Source organism: Sporichthyaceae bacterium (genome assembly GCA_036269075.1).
In the GTDB taxonomy this organism is placed as follows: Bacteria; Actinomycetota; Actinomycetes; order Sporichthyales; family Sporichthyaceae; genus DASQPJ01.
Map to the genome: position 1 here is coordinate 15,038 of DATASX010000024.1, position 18,190 is coordinate 33,227.

The 18,190-nt window shown below is 69.0% G+C and carries 29 protein-coding genes; all 29 read left to right on the plus strand.

Annotated features, from left to right (window positions below; all coding sequences use genetic code 11):
- The gene (gene rplV, locus VHU88_04885) at positions 1–393 is read left to right on the plus strand and encodes a 50S ribosomal protein L22 (GenBank protein ID HEX3611001.1); all 393 of its coding nucleotides are present in this window, start codon (positions 1–3) and stop codon (positions 391–393) included.
- Complete coding sequence (rpsC, locus tag VHU88_04890; protein ID HEX3611002.1) at positions 393–1,238, plus strand: 30S ribosomal protein S3; 846 nt, start codon at positions 393–395, stop codon at positions 1,236–1,238. Before rplV ends, rpsC begins: the two co-directional genes overlap by 1 nt.
- Before the next feature lie 3 nt (positions 1,239–1,241).
- Positions 1,242–1,655, plus strand: a complete 414-nt coding sequence (gene rplP / locus VHU88_04895; protein ID HEX3611003.1) for a 50S ribosomal protein L16 — start codon at positions 1,242–1,244, stop codon at positions 1,653–1,655.
- Positions 1,655–1,888 (plus strand): 50S ribosomal protein L29, encoded by a 234-nt coding sequence (gene rpmC, locus VHU88_04900; protein HEX3611004.1) that lies wholly within the window; start codon positions 1,655–1,657, stop codon positions 1,886–1,888. Before rplP ends, rpmC begins: the two co-directional genes overlap by 1 nt.
- Positions 1,885–2,151, plus strand: coding sequence for a 30S ribosomal protein S17 (gene rpsQ, locus VHU88_04905; GenBank protein HEX3611005.1), 267 nt, complete (start codon positions 1,885–1,887; stop codon positions 2,149–2,151). The genes rpmC and rpsQ overlap by 4 nt, the downstream gene beginning before the upstream one ends.
- A 12-nt stretch (positions 2,152–2,163) precedes the next feature.
- Positions 2,164–2,532, plus strand: a complete 369-nt coding sequence (gene rplN / locus VHU88_04910) for a 50S ribosomal protein L14 (GenBank protein ID HEX3611006.1) — start codon at positions 2,164–2,166, stop codon at positions 2,530–2,532.
- A 3-nt stretch (positions 2,533–2,535) separates the two neighbouring features.
- Positions 2,536–2,853 (plus strand): 50S ribosomal protein L24, encoded by a 318-nt coding sequence (gene rplX / locus VHU88_04915; protein HEX3611007.1) that lies wholly within the window; start codon positions 2,536–2,538, stop codon positions 2,851–2,853.
- Positions 2,853–3,425: a 50S ribosomal protein L5 gene (gene rplE, locus VHU88_04920; GenBank protein HEX3611008.1), complete on the plus strand. Its 573-nt coding sequence runs from the start codon at positions 2,853–2,855 to the stop codon at positions 3,423–3,425. Before rplX ends, rplE begins: the two co-directional genes overlap by 1 nt.
- Before the next feature lie 2 nt (positions 3,426–3,427).
- Entirely contained in the window at positions 3,428–3,613 is a 186-nt protein-coding gene (locus VHU88_04925) for a type Z 30S ribosomal protein S14 (GenBank protein HEX3611009.1), read from the plus strand.
- A 76-nt stretch (positions 3,614–3,689) separates the two neighbouring features.
- Positions 3,690–4,094, plus strand: a complete 405-nt coding sequence (gene rpsH / locus VHU88_04930) for a 30S ribosomal protein S8 (protein ID HEX3611010.1) — start codon at positions 3,690–3,692, stop codon at positions 4,092–4,094.
- An 82-nt stretch (positions 4,095–4,176) separates the two neighbouring features.
- Positions 4,177–4,716, plus strand: a complete 540-nt coding sequence (rplF, locus tag VHU88_04935) for a 50S ribosomal protein L6 (GenBank protein ID HEX3611011.1) — start codon at positions 4,177–4,179, stop codon at positions 4,714–4,716.
- A gap of 2 nt (positions 4,717–4,718) precedes the next feature.
- Positions 4,719–5,102 (plus strand): 50S ribosomal protein L18, encoded by a 384-nt coding sequence (gene rplR, locus VHU88_04940; GenBank protein ID HEX3611012.1) that lies wholly within the window; start codon positions 4,719–4,721, stop codon positions 5,100–5,102.
- Between the two features lie 34 nt (positions 5,103–5,136).
- A complete protein-coding gene (rpsE, locus tag VHU88_04945) occupies positions 5,137–5,763 on the plus strand; it encodes a 30S ribosomal protein S5 (GenBank protein HEX3611013.1) in 627 nt (208 codons plus the stop codon).
- A gap of 2 nt (positions 5,764–5,765) precedes the next feature.
- Positions 5,766–5,948: a 50S ribosomal protein L30 gene (rpmD, locus tag VHU88_04950; GenBank protein ID HEX3611014.1), complete on the plus strand. Its 183-nt coding sequence runs from the start codon at positions 5,766–5,768 to the stop codon at positions 5,946–5,948.
- Between the two features lie 10 nt (positions 5,949–5,958).
- On the plus strand, positions 5,959–6,396 hold the full coding sequence (rplO, locus tag VHU88_04955) for a 50S ribosomal protein L15 (protein HEX3611015.1): 438 nt from the start codon (positions 5,959–5,961) through the stop codon (positions 6,394–6,396).
- 327 nt (positions 6,397–6,723) lie between these two features.
- Positions 6,724–8,034 (plus strand): preprotein translocase subunit SecY, encoded by a 1,311-nt coding sequence (secY, locus tag VHU88_04960; GenBank protein ID HEX3611016.1) that lies wholly within the window; start codon positions 6,724–6,726, stop codon positions 8,032–8,034.
- 36 nt (positions 8,035–8,070) lie between these two features.
- A complete protein-coding gene (locus tag VHU88_04965; GenBank protein ID HEX3611017.1) occupies positions 8,071–8,724 on the plus strand; it encodes an adenylate kinase in 654 nt (217 codons plus the stop codon).
- Positions 8,725–8,736: 12 nt separating this feature from the next.
- Positions 8,737–9,582 (plus strand): type I methionyl aminopeptidase, encoded by an 846-nt coding sequence (gene map, locus VHU88_04970; GenBank protein ID HEX3611018.1) that lies wholly within the window; start codon positions 8,737–8,739, stop codon positions 9,580–9,582.
- A 150-nt stretch (positions 9,583–9,732) separates the two neighbouring features.
- The gene (infA, locus tag VHU88_04975) at positions 9,733–9,954 is read left to right on the plus strand and encodes a translation initiation factor IF-1 (GenBank protein HEX3611019.1); all 222 of its coding nucleotides are present in this window, start codon (positions 9,733–9,735) and stop codon (positions 9,952–9,954) included.
- A gap of 35 nt (positions 9,955–9,989) precedes the next feature.
- Positions 9,990–10,103 (plus strand): 50S ribosomal protein L36, encoded by a 114-nt coding sequence (rpmJ, locus tag VHU88_04980; GenBank protein ID HEX3611020.1) that lies wholly within the window; start codon positions 9,990–9,992, stop codon positions 10,101–10,103.
- A gap of 112 nt (positions 10,104–10,215) precedes the next feature.
- Positions 10,216–10,596 carry a 30S ribosomal protein S13 gene (rpsM, locus tag VHU88_04985; GenBank protein HEX3611021.1) on the plus strand — a complete coding sequence of 127 codons (381 nt, stop codon included), beginning with the start codon at positions 10,216–10,218 and terminating at the stop codon, positions 10,594–10,596.
- 3 nt (positions 10,597–10,599) lie between these two features.
- On the plus strand, positions 10,600–11,010 hold the full coding sequence (gene rpsK / locus VHU88_04990; GenBank protein HEX3611022.1) for a 30S ribosomal protein S11: 411 nt from the start codon (positions 10,600–10,602) through the stop codon (positions 11,008–11,010).
- 105 nt (positions 11,011–11,115) lie between these two features.
- Positions 11,116–12,135 (plus strand): DNA-directed RNA polymerase subunit alpha, encoded by a 1,020-nt coding sequence (locus VHU88_04995; GenBank protein HEX3611023.1) that lies wholly within the window; start codon positions 11,116–11,118, stop codon positions 12,133–12,135.
- Positions 12,136–12,275: 140 nt separating this feature from the next.
- A complete protein-coding gene (gene rplQ, locus VHU88_05000) occupies positions 12,276–12,782 on the plus strand; it encodes a 50S ribosomal protein L17 (protein HEX3611024.1) in 507 nt (168 codons plus the stop codon).
- 77 nt (positions 12,783–12,859) lie between these two features.
- The gene (gene truA / locus VHU88_05005; protein HEX3611025.1) at positions 12,860–13,714 is read left to right on the plus strand and encodes a tRNA pseudouridine(38-40) synthase TruA; all 855 of its coding nucleotides are present in this window, start codon (positions 12,860–12,862) and stop codon (positions 13,712–13,714) included.
- Positions 13,715–13,836: 122 nt separating this feature from the next.
- On the plus strand, positions 13,837–14,280 hold the full coding sequence (gene rplM / locus VHU88_05010; GenBank protein HEX3611026.1) for a 50S ribosomal protein L13: 444 nt from the start codon (positions 13,837–13,839) through the stop codon (positions 14,278–14,280).
- Positions 14,281–14,399: 119 nt separating this feature from the next.
- The gene (gene rpsI / locus VHU88_05015) at positions 14,400–14,789 is read left to right on the plus strand and encodes a 30S ribosomal protein S9 (protein ID HEX3611027.1); all 390 of its coding nucleotides are present in this window, start codon (positions 14,400–14,402) and stop codon (positions 14,787–14,789) included.
- Between the two features lie 8 nt (positions 14,790–14,797).
- Positions 14,798–16,144, plus strand: coding sequence for a phosphoglucosamine mutase (gene glmM / locus VHU88_05020; GenBank protein ID HEX3611028.1), 1,347 nt, complete (start codon positions 14,798–14,800; stop codon positions 16,142–16,144).
- A 147-nt stretch (positions 16,145–16,291) separates the two neighbouring features.
- The gene (glmS, locus tag VHU88_05025) at positions 16,292–18,142 is read left to right on the plus strand and encodes a glutamine--fructose-6-phosphate transaminase (isomerizing) (GenBank protein HEX3611029.1); all 1,851 of its coding nucleotides are present in this window, start codon (positions 16,292–16,294) and stop codon (positions 18,140–18,142) included.
- Positions 18,143–18,190 lie beyond the last annotated feature (48 nt).

Genomic DNA, 18,190 nt, shown 5'->3' on the forward strand with positions numbered 1-18,190 from the left:
ATGGAGGCCAGACCGAACAGCGCCATGGCGCGCGTCCGGTACCTGCGTATCGCGCCGATGAAGACCCGCCGGGTCGTCGACCTGATCCGCGGGCTGCCGGCTGCGGAGGCGCAGGCTGTGCTGGCGTTCGCGCCGCAGGCCGCGGCCGAGCCGGTGGGCAAGGTGCTGGCCAGCGCCGTCGCCAACGCGCAGAACAACTTCTCGCTCGACCCCCGCACACTGGTAATCAGCGAGGCGTTCGTCGACGAGGGCCCGACGATGAAGCGGTTCCGGCCGCGCGCCCAGGGCCGCGCCTACCGCATCCGGAAGCGCACCTCGCACGTGACGATCGTCGTCACCTCCCAGCCGGCAGCCACTGCCGCCGGCGCCGGTTCGAAGGGAAGGACCCGATAGTGGGACAGAAGGTCAACCCGCACGGGTTCCGACTCGGCATCAGCAGCGAGTTCAAGAGCCGCTGGTACGCGGACAAGCTCTACGCCGACTACGTGGCCGAGGATGTGGCTATCCGCCGCCTGCTCACGAAGGGCATGGAGCGGGCCGGCATCTCCAAGGTCGAGATCGAGCGCACCCGCGACCGGGTTCGCGTCGACATCCACACCGCGCGTCCGGGCATCGTGATCGGCCGACGCGGCGCAGAGGCCGACAGCATCCGCACGCGCCTGGAGAACCTGACCAGCAAGCAGGTGCAGCTGAACATCCTCGAGGTGAAGAACCCCGAGGTCGACGCGCAGCTGGTCGCCCAGGGTGTCGCCGAGCAGCTGGCCAGCCGCGTGGCGTTCCGCCGCGCGATGCGCAAGGCCCTGCAGAGCGCGACCAAGGCGGGCGCCAAGGGGATCCGGGTGCAGTGCTCGGGCCGCCTCGGCGGTGCGGAGATGTCGCGCTCGGAGTTCTACCGCGAGGGTCGAGTGCCGCTGCACACGCTGCGCGCCGACATCGACTACGGGTTCTTCGAGGCCCGGACCACCTTCGGCCGCATCGGCGTGAAGGTCTGGATCTACAAGGGCGACGTCACCGGCACGCGCGCCGAGCGCGAGGCGCAACAGCGTGCTGCCGCGGCTGCCGCTGCCGCCGGCCGCGGTGGCGGTGGCGGTGGTGGCGGTGGCGGTCGCCCGGATCGCCGTCCCCCCCGTCGTGGCGAGCGTCGTGACGAGCCCGTCGCCGCCGTCGAGGCCGCCGCTCCCGCGGCTGCCGAGGCGGCACCCGCTACCGCGCCCGAGGGCGCAGCAGGGGAGAGCTGAGCCATGCTGATCCCTCGTCGAGTCAAGCACCGTAAGCAGCACCATCCGGACCGGCACGGCCCGGCCAAGGGCGGTACCGAGATCAGCTTCGGTGAGTTCGGCATCCAGGCCCTCGAGCCGGCGTACGTGACGAACCGTCAGATCGAGTCGGCACGTATCGCGATGACCCGCCACATCAAGCGTGGCGGCAAGGTCTGGATCAACATCTACCCGGACCGCCCGCTGACCAAGAAGCCCGCCGAGACCCGGATGGGTTCCGGCAAGGGTTCGCCGGAGTGGTGGATCGCGAACATCAAGCCGGGTCGGGTCATGTTCGAGCTTTCCGGCGTGCCGGAGCCGATTGCCCGCGAGGCCATGCGTCGCGCGATCCACAAGCTCCCCATGAAGTGCCGCTTCGTGACTCGGGACGGTGTCTGATGTCGAGTGCAGGCAACAAGGCTGCGCAGGCGCTGCGCGACATGAACGACGAAGAGCTGATGACGAAGCTGCGGGAGCACAAGGAGGAGTTGTTCAACCTCCGGTTCCAGACTGCTACCGGTCAGCTCGAGAGCCACGGCCGGGTGCACGCGGTCAAGAAGGAAATCGCGCGGATCTACACGACGATGCGCGAGCGCGAGCTCGGCATCACCAGCGTTGAGGGTGTGGCATGAGCGAGTCGGACAGTCGTGGCTTCCGTAAGGTCCGTGAGGGCCTGGTGGTGAGCGACAAGATGCAGAAGACCGTGGTCGTCGCCGTCGAGGACCGGGTCAAGCACCCGCTGTACGGCAAGGTCATCCGTCGTACGAGCAAGCTCAAGGCACACGACGAGGCCAACGACTGCGGCGTCGGCGACCGGGTGCTGCTGATGGAGGTCCGACCCCTCTCGGCGACAAAGCGGTGGCGCGTCGTCGAGGTCCTCGAGCGAGCGAAGTAACAGGAGCCGGAAGTGATTCAGCAGGAATCGCGACTGCGGGTCGCGGACAACACGGGTGCGAAGGAGATCCTCTGCATCCGGGTTCTCGGTGGCTCCGGCCGTCGCTACGCGGGCATCGGCGACATCATCGTCGCCACCGTGAAGGACGCCATCCCGGGCGGCGGTGTGAAGAAGGGCGAGGTGGTCAAGGCCGTCATCGTCCGCACCATCAAGGAGCGCCGTCGGGCTGACGGTTCCTACATCCGGTTCGACGAGAACGCCGCGGTCATCATCAAGGACGGCGGGGACCCGCGCGGTACCCGCATCTTCGGCCCGGTGGGCCGCGAGCTGCGCGAGAAGCGCTTCATGCGCATCATCTCGCTCGCACCGGAGGTGCTCTAACCCATGAAGATCAAGAAGGGCGACACCGTCCAGGTGATCTCCGGCAAGGACCGCGGGGTCCGCGGTCGTGTCATCCAGGCGTACCCGGAGATCGAGAAGCTCCTCGTCGAGGGCGTCAACCGCATCAAGAAGCACACCAAGGTGGGTACCTCGGTGCGGGGCGCTAAGACTGGCGGCATCGTCACCCAGGAAGCCCCGATCCACATCAGCAACGTGATGCTGGTCGACCCCGAGGACAAGCGGCCCACTCGCGTCGGTTACCGCCGCGACGAGGAAGGTCGGAAGGTCCGGGTCTCCCGGCGCTCCGGTAAGGACATCTGATGACCGCTGAAGCTCCTGAGAAGGTCGCGCCGCGGCTGCGGGACCGGTACCGCGCCGAGATCTCCCCGACGCTGCTCACCGAGTTCAAGTACGTCAACGTCATGCAGGTGCCGCGGCTGGTCAAGGTCGTGGTGAACATGGGCGTCGGCGAAGCTGCTCGCGACTCGAAGCTGATCGACGGCGCCGTGCGCGACCTGGAGGCGATCACCGGCCAGAAGCCGGTCGTCACCAAGGCCCGCAAGTCCGTCGCGCAGTTCAAGCTGCGTGAGGGCATGCCGATCGGTGCGCACGTCACCCTGCGCGGCGACCGGATGTGGGAGTTCCTCGACCGACTGCTGTCGGTCGCGCTGCCCCGGATCCGTGACTTCCGTGGGCTGAGCCCCCGTCAGTTCGACGGTCGGGGCAACTACACCTTCGGTCTCAACGAGCAGTCGATGTTCCACGAGATCGACCAGGACAAGGCCGACCGGGTCCGCGGTATGGACATCACGGTCGTCACCACCGCCACCAGCGACGATGAGGGACGGGCTCTGCTGCGGCACCTCGGATTTCCGTTTGCCGAGGGGAAGTAGAGATGGCCAAGAAGTCGCTGATCGCCAAGGCGAAGCGCACGCCGAAGTTCGCGGTGCGCGGCTACACCCGCTGCCGCCGGTGCGGCCGCCCGCACGCCGTCTACCGCAAGTTCGGCCTGTGCCGGGTGTGCGTGCGGGAGATGGCCCACCGTGGCGAGCTCCCCGGCGTGACCAAGAGCAGCTGGTAATTCCAGTACCCCATCGACGCCGAAGGTCGCTGGGCTGCGCCCGGCGAAACCACGACGAGAAGACGGATACGACCTCATGACGATGACCGACCCGATCGCGGACATGCTCGCTCGTCTGCGGAACGCGAACACCGCGTACCACGACACGGTGTCCATGCCCTACAGCAAGATCAAGGGGAACATCGCCGAGATCCTCAACGCTCAGGGTTACATCGCGAGCTGGAACGTGGACCAGCCTGAGGGCGTCCCGGGCAAGCGCCTGACCCTCGAGCTGAAGTACGGGCCGAGCCGGGAGCGCGCGATCGCGGGCATCCGCCGCATCTCCAAGCCGGGCCTGCGGGTGTACGCGAAGTCGACGGGAATGCCGAAGGTTCTCGGTGGGCTGGGGGTCGCGATCATCTCGACCTCCTCAGGCCTGCTGACGGATCGTCAGGCAGTAAAACAGCGCATGGGCGGGGAAGTCCTCGCCTACGTCTGGTAAGGCGCGGCTGAGATGTTGTCTGCGTACAAACAAGGCATGGGCGGGGAAGTCCTCGTCCGTGCGGTCTGGTAAGGGGAGCACGATGTCGCGAATCGGCCGAATGCCGATCACCATCCCGTCGGGGGTCGAGGTGACGATCGCCGGTGCGGACGTCACCGTGAAGGGCCCGAAGGGCACCCTTCAGCACACGATCGCCGCGCCCATCGTCCTCGAACGGGGCGAGGACAACGTGCTCACCGTGATCCGGCCGAACGACGAGCGGGAGTCACGGTCGCTGCACGGGCTGACCCGGACCCTGGTCAACAACATGGTCATCGGTGTCACCGCGGGCTACGAGAAGAAGCTCGAGATATCGGGTGTCGGCTACCGCGTGCAGGCGAAGGGTTCGGACCTGGAGTTCGCACTCGGGTTCAGCCACCCGGTGCTGGTCACCCCGCCGTCCGGGATCGCTTTCGCGGTCGAGACGCCCACGAAGTTCTCGGTGTCCGGCATCGACAAGCAGCAGGTCGGCGAGATTGCGGCGAACATCCGCAAGCTGCGCAAGCCTGACCCGTACAAGGGCAAGGGCGTCCGCTACGCCGGCGAGGTCATTCGACGCAAGGTCGGAAAGGCGGGCAAGTAGTCATGGCGGTCAGCGTCAAGATCGGCAAGGGCGTCGGCGCCAAGGTCGTCGCCCGCAAGCGGCGCCACATCCGCGTCCGCAAGAAGGTCGTCGGCACTCCGGCGCGGCCGCGTCTGGTGGTCACCCGGTCCGCGCGGCACATGGTCGCCCAGGTCGTTGACGACACGGCGGGCCTGACCCTGGCCTCGGCCTCGACGATGGACGCCGCAGTGCGTTCGTCCTCGGACGACAAGAGCGCCAAGGCCAAGGCCGTGGGCGAACTGGTCGCCACGCGCGCCAAGGCTGCCGGGGTCACCACGGTCGTCTTCGACCGCGGCGGCAACCGTTACCACGGTCGCATCGCGGCCCTGGCCGACGGTGCCCGCGAATCGGGACTGGACTTCTGATGAATTACGCAACTCAGGGACGAGGGATCTGACGATGCCTGGACAGCAGCGCCGCGGTGGCGGCGGCCCCGGCGGCGGCCCCGGTGGCGGCGGCGGCGAGCGACGGGACCGTCGCGACGACCGGCGCGGCAACGCGCCGGAGAAGAGCGCGTTCGTCGAGCGCGTCGTCGACATCAACCGCGTGGCCAAGGTCGTGAAGGGCGGTCGGCGCTTCAGCTTCACCGCGCTGGTCGTCGTCGGCGACGGTGACGGCACCGTCGGCGTCGGCTACGGGAAGGCCAAGGAGGTGCCCGCGGCTATCGCCAAGGGTGTCGAAGAGGCCAAGAAGAGCTTCTTCAAGGTTCCCCGGATCCAGGGCACGATCCCGCACCCGGTGCAGGGTGAGAAGGCTGCCGGCGTCGTGATGCTGCGCCCGGCCAGCCCGGGTACCGGCGTCATCGCGGGCGGTGCGGTTCGCGCCGTCCTGGAATGCGCGGGCATCCACGACGTGCTGTCCAAGTCGCTCGGCTCGGACAACTCGATCAACATCGTGCATGCCACGGTCGACGCCCTGCGTCGCCTGGAGCGGCCCGAGACGGTCGCGGCCCGTCGGGGCCTGCCGCTGGAGGACGTCGCGCCGCCGGCCATGCTGCGCGCCCGCGCCGCCGGAACAGGGGCTTGATGATGGCCTCGCTACGCATCACCCAGATCCGGTCCGCCATCGGCGGCAAGCAGAACCAGCGCGAGACGCTGCGCACCCTGGGCCTCAAGCGGCTCCACCACCAGGTGGTCCGCGAGGACAAGCCCGAGGTGCGCGGCATGATTGCGACGGTGGCTCATCTGGTCACCGTCGAAGAGGCGGAGTAGTCCCATGACGTTGAAGGTTCACCACCTGCGTCCGGCTCCGGGCGCGCACCGCGCCAAGGAGCGGGTCGGCCGCGGCGAGGGTTCGAAGGGTAAGACCGCCGGTCGTGGCACCAAGGGCACGAAGGCCCGCTACCAGGTGCCCGCCCGCTTCGAGGGCGGGCAGATGCCGCTGCACATGCGGCTGCCCAAGCTCCGCGGTTTCACGAACCCGTTCCGGGTCGAGTACCAGATCGTCAACCTGGACAAGCTGTCGGCGCTGTACCCGAGCGGCGGCGAGGTCACGATCGACGACCTGGTCGCCAAGGGCGCCGTCCGCAAGAACCAGCCGGTGAAGATCCTCGGTTCCGGGGAGATCACGGTGGCCCTGACGGTCAACGTGAACGCCTTCTCCGAATCGGCCCGCACCAAGCTGGTCGCCGCCGGCGGTACTGCGACTGAGGTCGCCTGACCGCCGCACTGCCATACGCTTCCCGACACCGGGCGTGAATCGGACTTAGGGCACCTGGTCCGGTCCACGCCCGGCGACGCTTGAGAAACACCCGTACGATCACCCCGACGCGGCGGTCCGGGGACGCTTCACCGGCCGCCCAACTGTTATTGTCCAAGTCGCGAGGCAGGGCGGCGCCGACTGCGGCGGTGCCTCGCCGGACGACAGCAAGGCTCCCCGCGGGCGGGCGAGGCAGGTTCTCCTGCACCGCCGGTTCTCGAGCGAACAGCAACCAGTTCCAGGGCCGGCGACGGCGGCTCACTACCCCCGCCCTGCGCAGGAGGAACCGTGCTCACCGGCTTCGTTCAGGCGTTCCGGACGCCTGATCTGCGCAAGAAGCTGCTTTTCACCTTGATGGTGCTGGCCGCATTCCGGCTGGGGTCGCAGCTTCCGACGCCCGGTGTCGACACCCAGGCGATCCACGCTTGTTTGCAGCCCGCGCTCAACGGCGGCGGCATCTACGGCCTGATCAACCTGTTCTCCGGCGGCGCGCTGCTCCAGCTGTCGATCTTCGCGCTCGGGATCATGCCGTACATCACGGCCAGCATCATCATTCAGCTGCTCGTCGTGGTCATCCCGCGGCTGGAGACGCTGAAGAAGGAAGGCCAGTCCGGCACCACCAAGCTCACGCAGTACACCCGCTACCTGACCGTCGGTCTGGCGATCCTCCAGTCGACCGCGCTGATCGCGATCGCCCGCCAGCCCGGGCGGCTGCTGCGGGGCTGCGACCAGCCGCTGATCCACGACTCGGTCAACGTCTTCGGCATCCTGGCCATGGTCTGTGTGATGACGGCCGGTACCTCGGTGATCATGTGGCTCGGCGAGCTGGTCACCGACCGCGGCGTCGGCAACGGAATGTCGGTGCTGATCTTCACCCAGATCGCCGCGACGTTCCCACAGTCGCTCTGGCAGATCAAGGTCGTCGACGGCTGGGCGGTGTTCCTGGCCGTGATGTCGGCCGGTCTGGTGCTGGTCGCCGCGGTCGTCTTCGTCGAGCAGGCGCAACGCCGTATCCCGGTCCAGTACGCCAAACGGATGATCGGCCGGCGCATGTACGGCGGCACCTCCACCTACATCCCGCTGAAGGTCAACCAGGCCGGCATCATCCCGGTGATCTTCGCGTCCTCGCTGCTCTACCTGCCCGCGTTGGCCACCCAGATCGGCAACAGCAACTCGGGCTGGTCGGTGTGGATCCAGCGGAACTTCACCCGCGGCGACAAGCCGATCTACATGCTGGCGTTCTTCCTGCTGATCGTCTTCTTCGCGTTCTTCTACGTGGCCATCACGTTCAACCCGACCGAGCTGGCCGACAACATGAAGAAGTACGGCGGATTCATCCCCGGCATCCGGGCCGGTCGACCGACCGAGGAGTACCTCGACTACGTGCTGAACCGGATCACCACCGCTGGTGCGCTCTACCTGGGTCTGGTCGCGTTGATCCCGATGATCGCGATCGCCGTGCTCGGCAGCACAGTCAGCCAGCAGCGCTTCCCGTTCGGCGGCTCCAGCATCCTGATCATGGTGGGTGTGGGCCTCGACACCGTGAAGCAGATCCAGAGTCAGTTGCAGCAGCGCAACTACGAGGGTTTCCTCCGCTAACGCCATGCCTCAAACTCCCGTGAGAGACGAGGCCTGATGCGCCTCGTCCTGGTTGGCCCGCCCGGAGCGGGCAAGGGAACTCAGGCGGAGTTCATCGCCGGTCACCTGGGCATCCCCAAGATCTCCACCGGCGACATCTTCCGCGCCAACGTTTCCGAGGGCACGGCCCTCGGCGTCGAGGCCAAGAAGTACATGGACGCCGGCGACCTGGTGCCCGACGAGGTCACCATCGCCATGGTCCGCGACCGGATCAGTCAGCCGGACGCCGAGAAGGGCTACCTGCTCGACGGCTTCCCGCGGAACCTGGCCCAGGCCAAGGTCCTCGACGACATGCTGCTCGGCCTCGGCCACCGGCTCGACCTGGTGATCGAACTGGTCGTCGACGACGACGAGGTCGTCCGCCGGCTGGCCGGGCGGCGTACCTGCCGGGCGTGCCGCCAGATCTGGCACATCGACTTCGACCCGACGACCCACCCGGATCGCTGCGACCGTTGCGGCGGAGAGTTGTTCCAGCGCGACGACGACCGCGAGGAAACCATCCGCCACCGGCTGGAGGTCTACGCGGAGCAGACCGCGCCGATCGTGAGCTACTACGCCGAGACGGGGATCCTGATCGGCGTCGACGCGACCGGACCGGTGGAGGACGTGACCGACCGAGCCATCACCGCGCTACGGCGCGCGGGGAACTGAGATTGTGTCGAAGTGTTCAAGAGGCGGCAGAACCTGATCGAGTACAAGACGCCCGAGCAGATCGAGAAGATGCGCGTGGCCGGTCTGCTGGTCGGCGAGACCCTCGAGCTGTTGCGCTCCTCGGTGCGCCCAGGCATGACCACCAAGCATCTCGACGCGATCGCCGAGACCCACATCCGCTCCCACGGCGGGATCCCGTCGTTCCAGGGCGTGCCTGGCGGACACGGCATCCCGGACTTCCCGGCCACGATCTGCGCCTCGGTCAACGACGAGATCGTGCACGGCATCCCGGGAGACCGCACGCTGCGCCAGGGCGACATCGTCTCGATCGACTGCGGTGCGATCGTGGACGGTTGGCACGGCGACGCGGCGATCACCGTCGCGGTCGGCGAGATCACCCCGCAGTTGGCCGAGCTGCTCCGGGTGACCGAGGAGTCGCTGTGGCGCGGGATGGCGGCTGCGCGGCTCAACGGTCGGATCAACGACATCGGCGACGCGATCGAGGACTTCGTCACCGGGGCCGGGGCCTACGGAATCGTCGAGGAGTACGTCGGGCACGGCATCGGCAGCCAGATGCACATGGCCCCGCAGGTGCCGAACTACTCCGTCCGGGCGAAGCTGGAGCGGATCCGCCCGGGCCTGGTGCTGGCGGTCGAGCCGATGCTGAACATCGGTGGCAAGGCGACCCGCACCCTGTCCGACGGCTGGACCGTAGTCACTGCCGACACCAGTTTCTCCGCCCACTTCGAGCACACGTTCACCGTCACCGAGGACGGGCCGTGGGTGCTGACAGCAATCGACGGGGGAGCGGCCCGGATGCGCGAGCTCGGCCGCAAGGTGACGGCCGCCGCGGGCTGAGCCTTCGCGGGCGGCCCGCGGGATCATCGGTCCGCCGGATGTCGTAGACTCCTCTCTTGGCCGCGAGCCGGCCTGTCGGTGCGCTGTGCGCGCACGGAGCTGGTCAGCTGATACGCAGCGGAAACACCAATCGAACGAAGTGCGGAGGACATGTCGAAGAAGGATGGCGCGATCGAGATCGAAGGCGTCGTGATCGAGTCGCTCCCGAACGCAATGTTCCGGGTCGAGCTCGACAACGGTCACAAGGTCTTGGCGCACATCAGCGGCAAGATGCGGATGCACTACATCCGGATCCTGCCGGACGACCGGGTCGTCGTGGAGCTCTCGCCCTACGACCTGACCCGCGGACGCATCGTCTACCGCTACAAGTAGCTCGCACCCCTGCTCAGAAACCTGGATGGGTACCGGTGAAGGTCAACCCCAGCGTCAAGAAGATCTGCGACAAGTGCAAGGTGATCCGGCGGCACGGCCGGGTCATGGTGATCTGCGAGAACCTGCGCCACAAGCAGCGCCAGGGCTGAGCGGAGAACCACCCGATCGCGCTCCACGCCGGTTGATCCGGCGGTGCCCACGGCCCGGAGGCCGAGGTCGGTGCGCGGTGGAGAACCTCCGGACGAACGATAAGGAAACCGAATGGCACGCCTTGTCGGCGTCGATCTTCCGCGCGAGAAGCGCATGGAGATCGCGCTCACGTACATCTTCGGCGTCGGCCGCACCCGCGCCAAGGCAACCCTCGCGGCGACGGGCGTCAGCCCGGATATGCGGGCCAAGGATCTGACCGACGACGACCTGGTCCGGTTGCGCGACTACATCGAGGCCAACTACAAGATCGAGGGTGACCTCCGCCGTGAGGTCGCCGCCGACATCCGCCGCAAGGTCGAGATCGGGTGCTACCAGGGTCTGCGGCACCGTCGCGGCCTGCCGGTCCACGGTCAGCGCACGCACACCAACGCCCGTACCCGTAAGGGCCCGCGCCGCGCGATCGCCGGCAAGAAGAAGCCCGGGAAGAAGTAGCCGATGCCTCCCCAGACTCGTAAGCAGCAGGGCGCCGCGAAGAAGGTCCGGCGCAAGGAGAAGAAGAACGTGGCGCACGGTCACGCCCACATCAAGAGCACGTTCAACAACACGATCGTCTCGATCACCGACCCGATGGGGAACGTGATCTCGTGGGCCAGCGCCGGCCACGTCGGCTTCAAGGGCTCCCGCAAGTCGACCCCGTTCGCCGCGCAGATGGCCGCCGAGTCGGCCGCCCGGCGCGCGCAGGAGCACGGCATGCGCAAGGTGGACGTGTTCGTGAAGGGTCCGGGCTCCGGCCGGGAGACCGCGATCCGTTCGCTGCAGGCCACCGGGCTCGAGGTCGGTTCCATCCAGGACGTCACGCCGAGCCCGCACAACGGGTGTCGTCCGCCGAAGCGCCGCCGAGTCTGAGTTTCGGACGTAGTCTGAAAGGTCGGCGGCGTCCCCTGGCGCCGCTGTTCGCCATGGCATAGGTCGCGACGTCATATGGCGGATGTCGCGGAGAGGGAAACTCCAGTGCTAATCGCACAGCGCCCCATGCTCACCGAGGAGCCGGTCAGCGACTTCCGGTCGCGGTTCATCATCGAGCCGCTCGAGCCCGGCTTCGGCTACACCCTCGGCAACTCGCTGCGCCGGACCTTGCTGTCCAGCATCCCTGGCGCGGCCGTCACCAGCATCCGGATCGACGGGGTGCTGCACGAGTTCACGACGGTTCCCGGCGTCAAGGAGGACGTCACCGACCTGATCCTGAACATCAAGGAACTGGTCGTGTCCTCCGAGCACGACGAGCCCGTCGTGATGTACCTGCGAAAGCAGGGCCCCGGTGAGGTCACCGCGGGCGACATCCAGCCGCCGGCCGGCGTCGAGGTCCACAACCCGGACCTGCACCTGGCCACCCTGAACGGCAAGGGCAAGCTCGACATCGAGCTGACCGTCGAGCGTGGCCGTGGCTACGTCTCGGCCGTGCAGAACAAGCAGGCGGGCCAGGAGATCGGCCGGATCCCGGTCGACTCGATCTACTCGCCGGTACTCAAGGTGACCTACAAGGTCGAGGCGACCCGTGTCGAGCAGCGCACGGACTTCGACCGCCTGGTCGTCGACGTGGAGACCAAGAACTCGGTCCTCCCGCGCGACGCCATGGCCTCGGCCGGCAAGACCCTGGTCGAGCTGTTCGGCTTGGCGCGCGAGCTCAACATCGAGGCCGAGGGCATCGACATGGGCCCGTCGCCGACCGACGCGGCCCTGGCCGCCGACCTGGCGCTGCCGATCGAGGAGCTCGAGCTCACGGTCCGCTCGTACAACTGCCTCAAGCGCGAGGGCATCCACTCCGTCGGCGAACTGGTCTCGCGGTCCGAGGCCGACCTGCTCGACATCCGCAACTTCGGAGCCAAGTCGATCGACGAGGTCAAGGCGAAGCTGCACGGAATGGGCCTGGCGCTCAAGGACAGCCCGCCCGGGTTCGACCCGAGCACGGTCGTCCACGACTTCGGTTCCGACGACGACGACGGCTCGTACGCCGAGACCGAGCAGTACTGATCGGCGAAATTCGTTCTGCGCACCACCCGGTGGGCTGTGCCCCAGGCACAGCCCACCACCCCTTCGGCCCGTGGAGCGGCGGAGGGCGACCACCCGCGGGGGACGTGCCCCGGCGGGACTCCACCTGAGGAAGTCATCTCATGCCACAGCCGAGCAAGGGTCCCCGCCTCGGCGGGGGCGCGGCCCACGAACGTCACATCCTGTCGAACCTGGCCACCCAGCTGTTCGAGCACGGCGCGATCACCACCACCGAGGCCAAGGCCCGTCGCCTGCGCCCGGTGGCCGAGCGCCTGATCACAAAAGCCAGGCGCGGCGACATGCACAGCCGCCGGCTGGTCATGCGGACCGTCCGCGACAAGTCCGTCGCCCACGTCCTGATGACCGAGATCGGTCCGCGGTTCGCCGAGCGCCCGGGCGGTTACACCCGCATCACCAAGCTCGGCCCGCGCAAGGGCGACAACGCCCCCATGGCGCTGATCGAGCTCGTCGAGGCCATGACCGTGGCGCAGAAGGCCGTCGGTGAGGCCGAGGGCGCGACCAAGCGCGCGGTGAAGGAAGCGGCAGCCAAGACCGAAGCCCCGGCCGCGGTCGAGGCCGCCGCTCCTGAGGCCGCCGCTCCTGAGGCCGCGGAGACGGACGAGTCCTGACGGCTCCTCCGCACGACCCGACCGCCCCTGTCCTCGCTCCCGAGGGCGGGGGCGTCCTCGTGCCGCACCAACCGCCGGTGCGGGTTCGGCTGGACATCTCCTACGACGGCACCGAGTTCTCCGGCTGGGCCCGGCAGGACGGGCTGCGGACCGTGGCCGGGCAGATCGAGGCGGCCCTGGCGGTCGTGCTGCGGCTGCCGCGGCCGCCGGAGCTGACCGTGGCCGGTCGAACCGATGCCGGGGTGCACGCCCGCGGGCAGGTCGCCCACGTCGACCTGCCCGCGGAGCACTGGCAGGCCGTCGTGGGGCGGCTGCCGCTGCCGCCCGGCGCCGCCTTGGTCCGCCGGTTGGCGGGGGTGCTGGACCGCGACGTCCGGGTGCGGGCCGCCGCGCCCGCCCCACCCGGCTTCGACGCCCGGTTCGCGGCGCTGTGGCGCCGTTACGCCTACCGGATCGACGACGCGGCCGGAGGCGTCGACCCACTGCGTCGCTCCTGGGTGCTGTGGCACCCGCGGGCCCTCGACGTCGCGGCGATGGACCGCGCCGCGGCCGGCATGGTCGGCGAGCACGACTTCCTGGCCTTCTGCAAACGGCGTGAGGGCGCCACCACGGTTCGGACGCTGCGCCGTTTCGGCTGGGCCCGTGCCGCCGACGGCCTGCTGGTGGCCGACGTTGTTGCCGACGCGTTCTGCCACCACATGGTCCGGGCGCTCGTCGGGGCGTGTCTGGCGGTGGGGGAGGGCCGTCGCGAACCGGGTTGGCCCGCCGCTGTGCTGGCCGCCCGCTGCAAGGACGCGGCGGTCAGCGTGGTCCCGCCGCACGGGTTGACGTTGGAGGAAGTGCACTATCCGGACGAGGATCAGTTGGCCGCGCGGGTGATCGAGACGCGACGGCGTCGACCCGCTTTGCTCGACGGCCCCTCGGCAGGCTAGGCTGGCCCGTCGTTGCGCCGGTAGGCCGACGGCCGTCATGGCCTGTCCGCTTTCCATTGTGACCACCGCCGGGGGAAACTTCGTTCCGGCGATCCCGATCCCGCTAGCGAAGGCTCGAACACGTGCGCACGTACAGCCCCAAGCCCGGCGAGGTCGAGCGCCGTTGGCACGTCATCGACGCGACCGACATCGTGCTCGGCCGGTTGGCCAGCCAGACCGCCCAGTTGCTTCGTGGTAAGCACAAGCCGGTCTTCGCGCCGCACGCCGACACCGGCGACTTCGTGATCATCATCAACGCCTCGAAGGTTGCGCTGACCGGCAACAAGCTTGCCGACAAGCGCGCCTACCGGCACTCCGGCTACCCGGGCGGCATCCGGTCCGTCAGCTACGCCGAGCTGATGGGGACCAGCCCCCGCAAGGCCGTCGAGAAGGCCGTGAAGGGCATGCTGCCGCACAACACCCTGGGTCGCGCGCAGCTGCGCAAGCTCAAGGTCTACGCCGGGCCGGAGCACCCGCACCAGGCACAGCAACCGGCCCCGTTCGAGATCACCCAGGTCGCGCAGTAGGGATGGCCAGCTCAGTGAGCACCGAGACTACCGACGTCGTCGAGACCAACGCGCCCGAGGCGGAAGCCCCGTCGTCTTACACCAGCGAGTCGCGGCCGTCCGTCGCGATCGTGTCCAACATCGAGCCGGGCGCGGCCGTGGGGCGGCGCAAGGAGGCGGTCGCCCGCGTGCGCATCGTCCCCGGCACCGGTGTGTGGCGGCTGAACGGGCGCACCCTCGAGGACTACTTCCCGAACAAGGTCCACCAGCAGATCGTGAGCGACCCGTTCACGAGCCTGGGCCTCGACGGCAAGTACGACGTCTTCGCCCGCATCCACGGCGGCGGTGTCTCCGGCCAGGCCGGCGCGCTGCGCATGGGCATCGCCCGGTCGCTGAACGAGGCGGACCAGGAGCACAACCGTCCGGTGCTGAAGAAGGCCGGCTTCCTGACCCGCGACTCGCGGGCCAAGGAGCGCAAGAAGTACGGGCTCAAGAAGGCCCGCAAGGCGCCGCAGTACAGCAAGCGGTAGAGCCCGCTTTGGGGCGACTGTTCGGCACGGACGGGGTCCGTGGGCTTGCCAATGCCGACCTGCCGGCCTTGCTTGCCCTCAAGCTGGCGGAGGCCGCGGGTCGGGTCCTGTCCGCGCACCGCGCCGCGTCGGGACGTCCGGTCGCGGTGGTCGGTCGCGACCCGCGGGCCTCGGGGGAGTTCCTCGAGGCCGCCGTCGTGGCCGGGTTGGCCGGGGCCGGCGTGGACGTGATCCGGGTGGGCGTACTGCCGACCCCGGGTATCGCCCATGTCACCGCCACCAGCGGCGCCGACATCGGCGTGGTCATCTCGGCCTCGCACAACCCGGCGCCGGACAACGGGATCAAGTTCTTCGGCCGCGGCGGGCACAAACTGCCGGACTCGGTCGAGGACGAGATCGAGGCGATCCTCGAGGGCGACTGGCAGCGGCCCACCGGGGCCGACGTCGGCCGGGTCATCGACGACCACGAGGCCGCGCGGCGCTACCACGACTTCCTGCTCACCACGGTGCCGAAGCGGCTGGACGGGCTGCGCGTGGTCATCGACTGCGCGAACGGCGCGGCGTCCGCGATTGCGCCCGGGGTGCTGCGGGCGGCCGGCGCGGAGGTTGTCGCGCTGTCCGACGAACCCGACGGGCTGAACATCAACGACGGCTGCGGCTCGACCCACTTGGAGGCGCTGAGCGCCGCGGTGCTCGCGCACAGCGCTGACGCGGGCCTGGCCTTCGACGGCGACGCGGACCGCTGCCTGGCGATCGACGCGACCGGGGCCATGGTCGACGGCGATCAGATCCTCGCCGTGCTGGCGCTGGCCGCCCGCGCCGGTTCCCGGCTGGTCGACGACACGCTGGTCGTCACCGTCATGAGCAACCTCGGGCTGAAGCTGGCGATGCAGTCGGCCGGGATCAAGCTGGTCGAGACCGCGGTAGGCGACCGCTACGTGCTCGAGGCGATGCGGGCCGGTGGCTTCAGCCTCGGCGGCGAGCAGTCCGGGCACGTGGTGATGCTGGAGCACGGCACCACCGGCGACGGCCTGCTGACCGGCCTGCACCTGCTTTCCCAGTTGGCCGCGACCGGCGAGAGCCTGGCCGAGCTGGCCGCGGTCGTGCAGCGGCTGCCGCAGGTGCTGATCAACGTCCGGGGCGTCGACCGGAAGGGCGTCGACGGCAATGTCGCGCTCGCCGCCGCGGTGGCCGCCGAGGAGGCGGGGCTCGGCGCGACCGGGCGCGTGCTGCTGCGGCCGTCCGGGACCGAGCCGGTGGTCCGGGTGATGGTCGAGGCACCGACGGCCGAGCTGGCCCAGGCGGTCGGCGACCGCCTGGCCGAGGTCGTCCGCGCCGAACTCGCCCTGGGCTGAATCGCCCGGAAACGTCGCCAAGTCCGACGTCTCGCGTATGAGAGAGCCCCGCCTCGCGTATGAGAGAGCCCCGCCAGATCATCGATGATCGGGCAGTCGGGTCAGGTTGAGCCGCGCCGCGGGCCGTCGGCCAATACCCTGATCGGCATGTGCGGAATCGTGGGGTACGTGGGCTCCGGCCCGGCCTTGGACATCGTGCTGGGCGGCCTGAAGCGGCTGGAGTACCGGGGCTACGACTCCGCCGGGGTCGCCGTCGTGCGCGACGGGGAGCTGTCGGTCCGCCGCAAGGCCGGGAAGCTGGCCAACCTGGTCGGCCAGCTCGAGGCCGACCCGCTGGCCGCGGCCGGGATCGCGATGGGCCACACCCGCTGGGCCACGCACGGCGGCCCGACCGACCGCAACGCCCACCCGCACCGCGATTCGAGCGGCAAGGTCGCCGTGATCCACAACGGCATCATCGAGAACTTCGCGACGTTGCGGACCGCGCTGGAGAACCGCGGCCACGAGATGACCTCCGACACCGACACCGAGGTGGTCGCGCACCTGCTCGGCGAGGTGTTCGGCGACTGCGACAACGATCTGGCCGAGGCCATGCGCCGGGTCTGCGGGATGCTCGAGGGCGCGTTCACCCTGGTCGCCATGCACGCCGACGTCCCGGACGTGGTGGTCGGAGCCCGACGGAACTCGCCGCTGGTCGTCGGCCTGGGGGAGGGCGAGAACTTCCTGGCCAGCGACGTCGCGGCGTTCATCGCCCACACCCGCGAGGCCATCGAGCTCGGCCAGGACCAGGTCGTCGAGCTGCGTCCGGACGGCGTCGTCGTCACGAACTTCGACGGCACTCCGGGCGCGGTCCGCCAGTTCCACGTCGACTGGGACGCCTCGGCCGCCGAGAAGGGCGGCTACGACTACTTCATGCTCAAGGAGATCGCCGAGCAGCCCAAGGCGATCGCCGACACCCTGCTCGGCCGCCTCGGCCCGGACGGCCGTCTCGCGCTCGACGAGATGCGGTTGTCCGACGACGAACTGCGCGTCGTCGACAAGATCATCATCGTTTCCTGCGGGACGTCGTTCCACGCCGGCCTGATCGCCAAGTACGCGATCGAGCACTGGACCCGGGTGCCCTGCGAGGTCGAACTCGCCTCGGAGTTCCGCTACCGCGACCCGATCCTCTCGCGTTCCACGCTGGTCATCGCGATCTCCCAGTCCGGCGAGACCATGGACACGCTGATGGCGATCCGGCACGCCCGGGAGCAGCGCTCGCGGGTGCTGGCGATCTGCAACACCAACGGCTCGACGATCCCGCGGGAGTCCGACGCGGTCGTCTACACCCACGCCGGTCCGGAGATCGCGGTCGCCTCGACCAAGGCGTTCCTGACCCAGATCGTGGCCTGCTACCTGGTCGGGCTGTACCTGGCCCAGGTGCGCGGGACCAAGTACGGCGACGAGATCGCCGCTGTGATGGGCGAGCTCGCCGACCTGCCGGCCGCGGTGGAGAAGGTGCTGGAGACCGTCGAGCCGGTGCGTGAACTGGCCCGGGCCATGGCCGAGAAGCGTTCGGTGCTGTTCCTCGGCCGCCACGTCGGGTATCCGGTGGCGCTGGAGGGTGCGCTGAAGCTCAAGGAGCTCGCCTACATGCACGCCGAGGGCTTCGCGGCCGGGGAGCTCAAGCACGGCCCGATCGCGTTGATCGAGGAGGGCCTGCCGGTCGTCGTCGTGGTCCCGTCGCCGACCGCGCGCGGGGTGCTGCACGACAAGATCGTGTCCAACATCCAGGAGGTGCGCGCCCGCGGCGCGCACACGATTGTGATCGCCGACGAGGGCGACGAGGCCGTCGTGCCCTACGCCAGCACGCTGATCCGGGTGCCTCAGGTCTCCACCCTGTTGCAGCCGATCGTGACCGCCGTGCCGCTGCAGGTCTTCGCCTGCGAGATGGCCACCGTCCGCGGCCACGACGTCGACCAGCCGCGCAACCTGGCCAAGTCCGTCACCGTCGAGTAGCCGCGGCGCCGACGAAACCGCATCTTCTGGCGTGTCGGGCGCCCTACC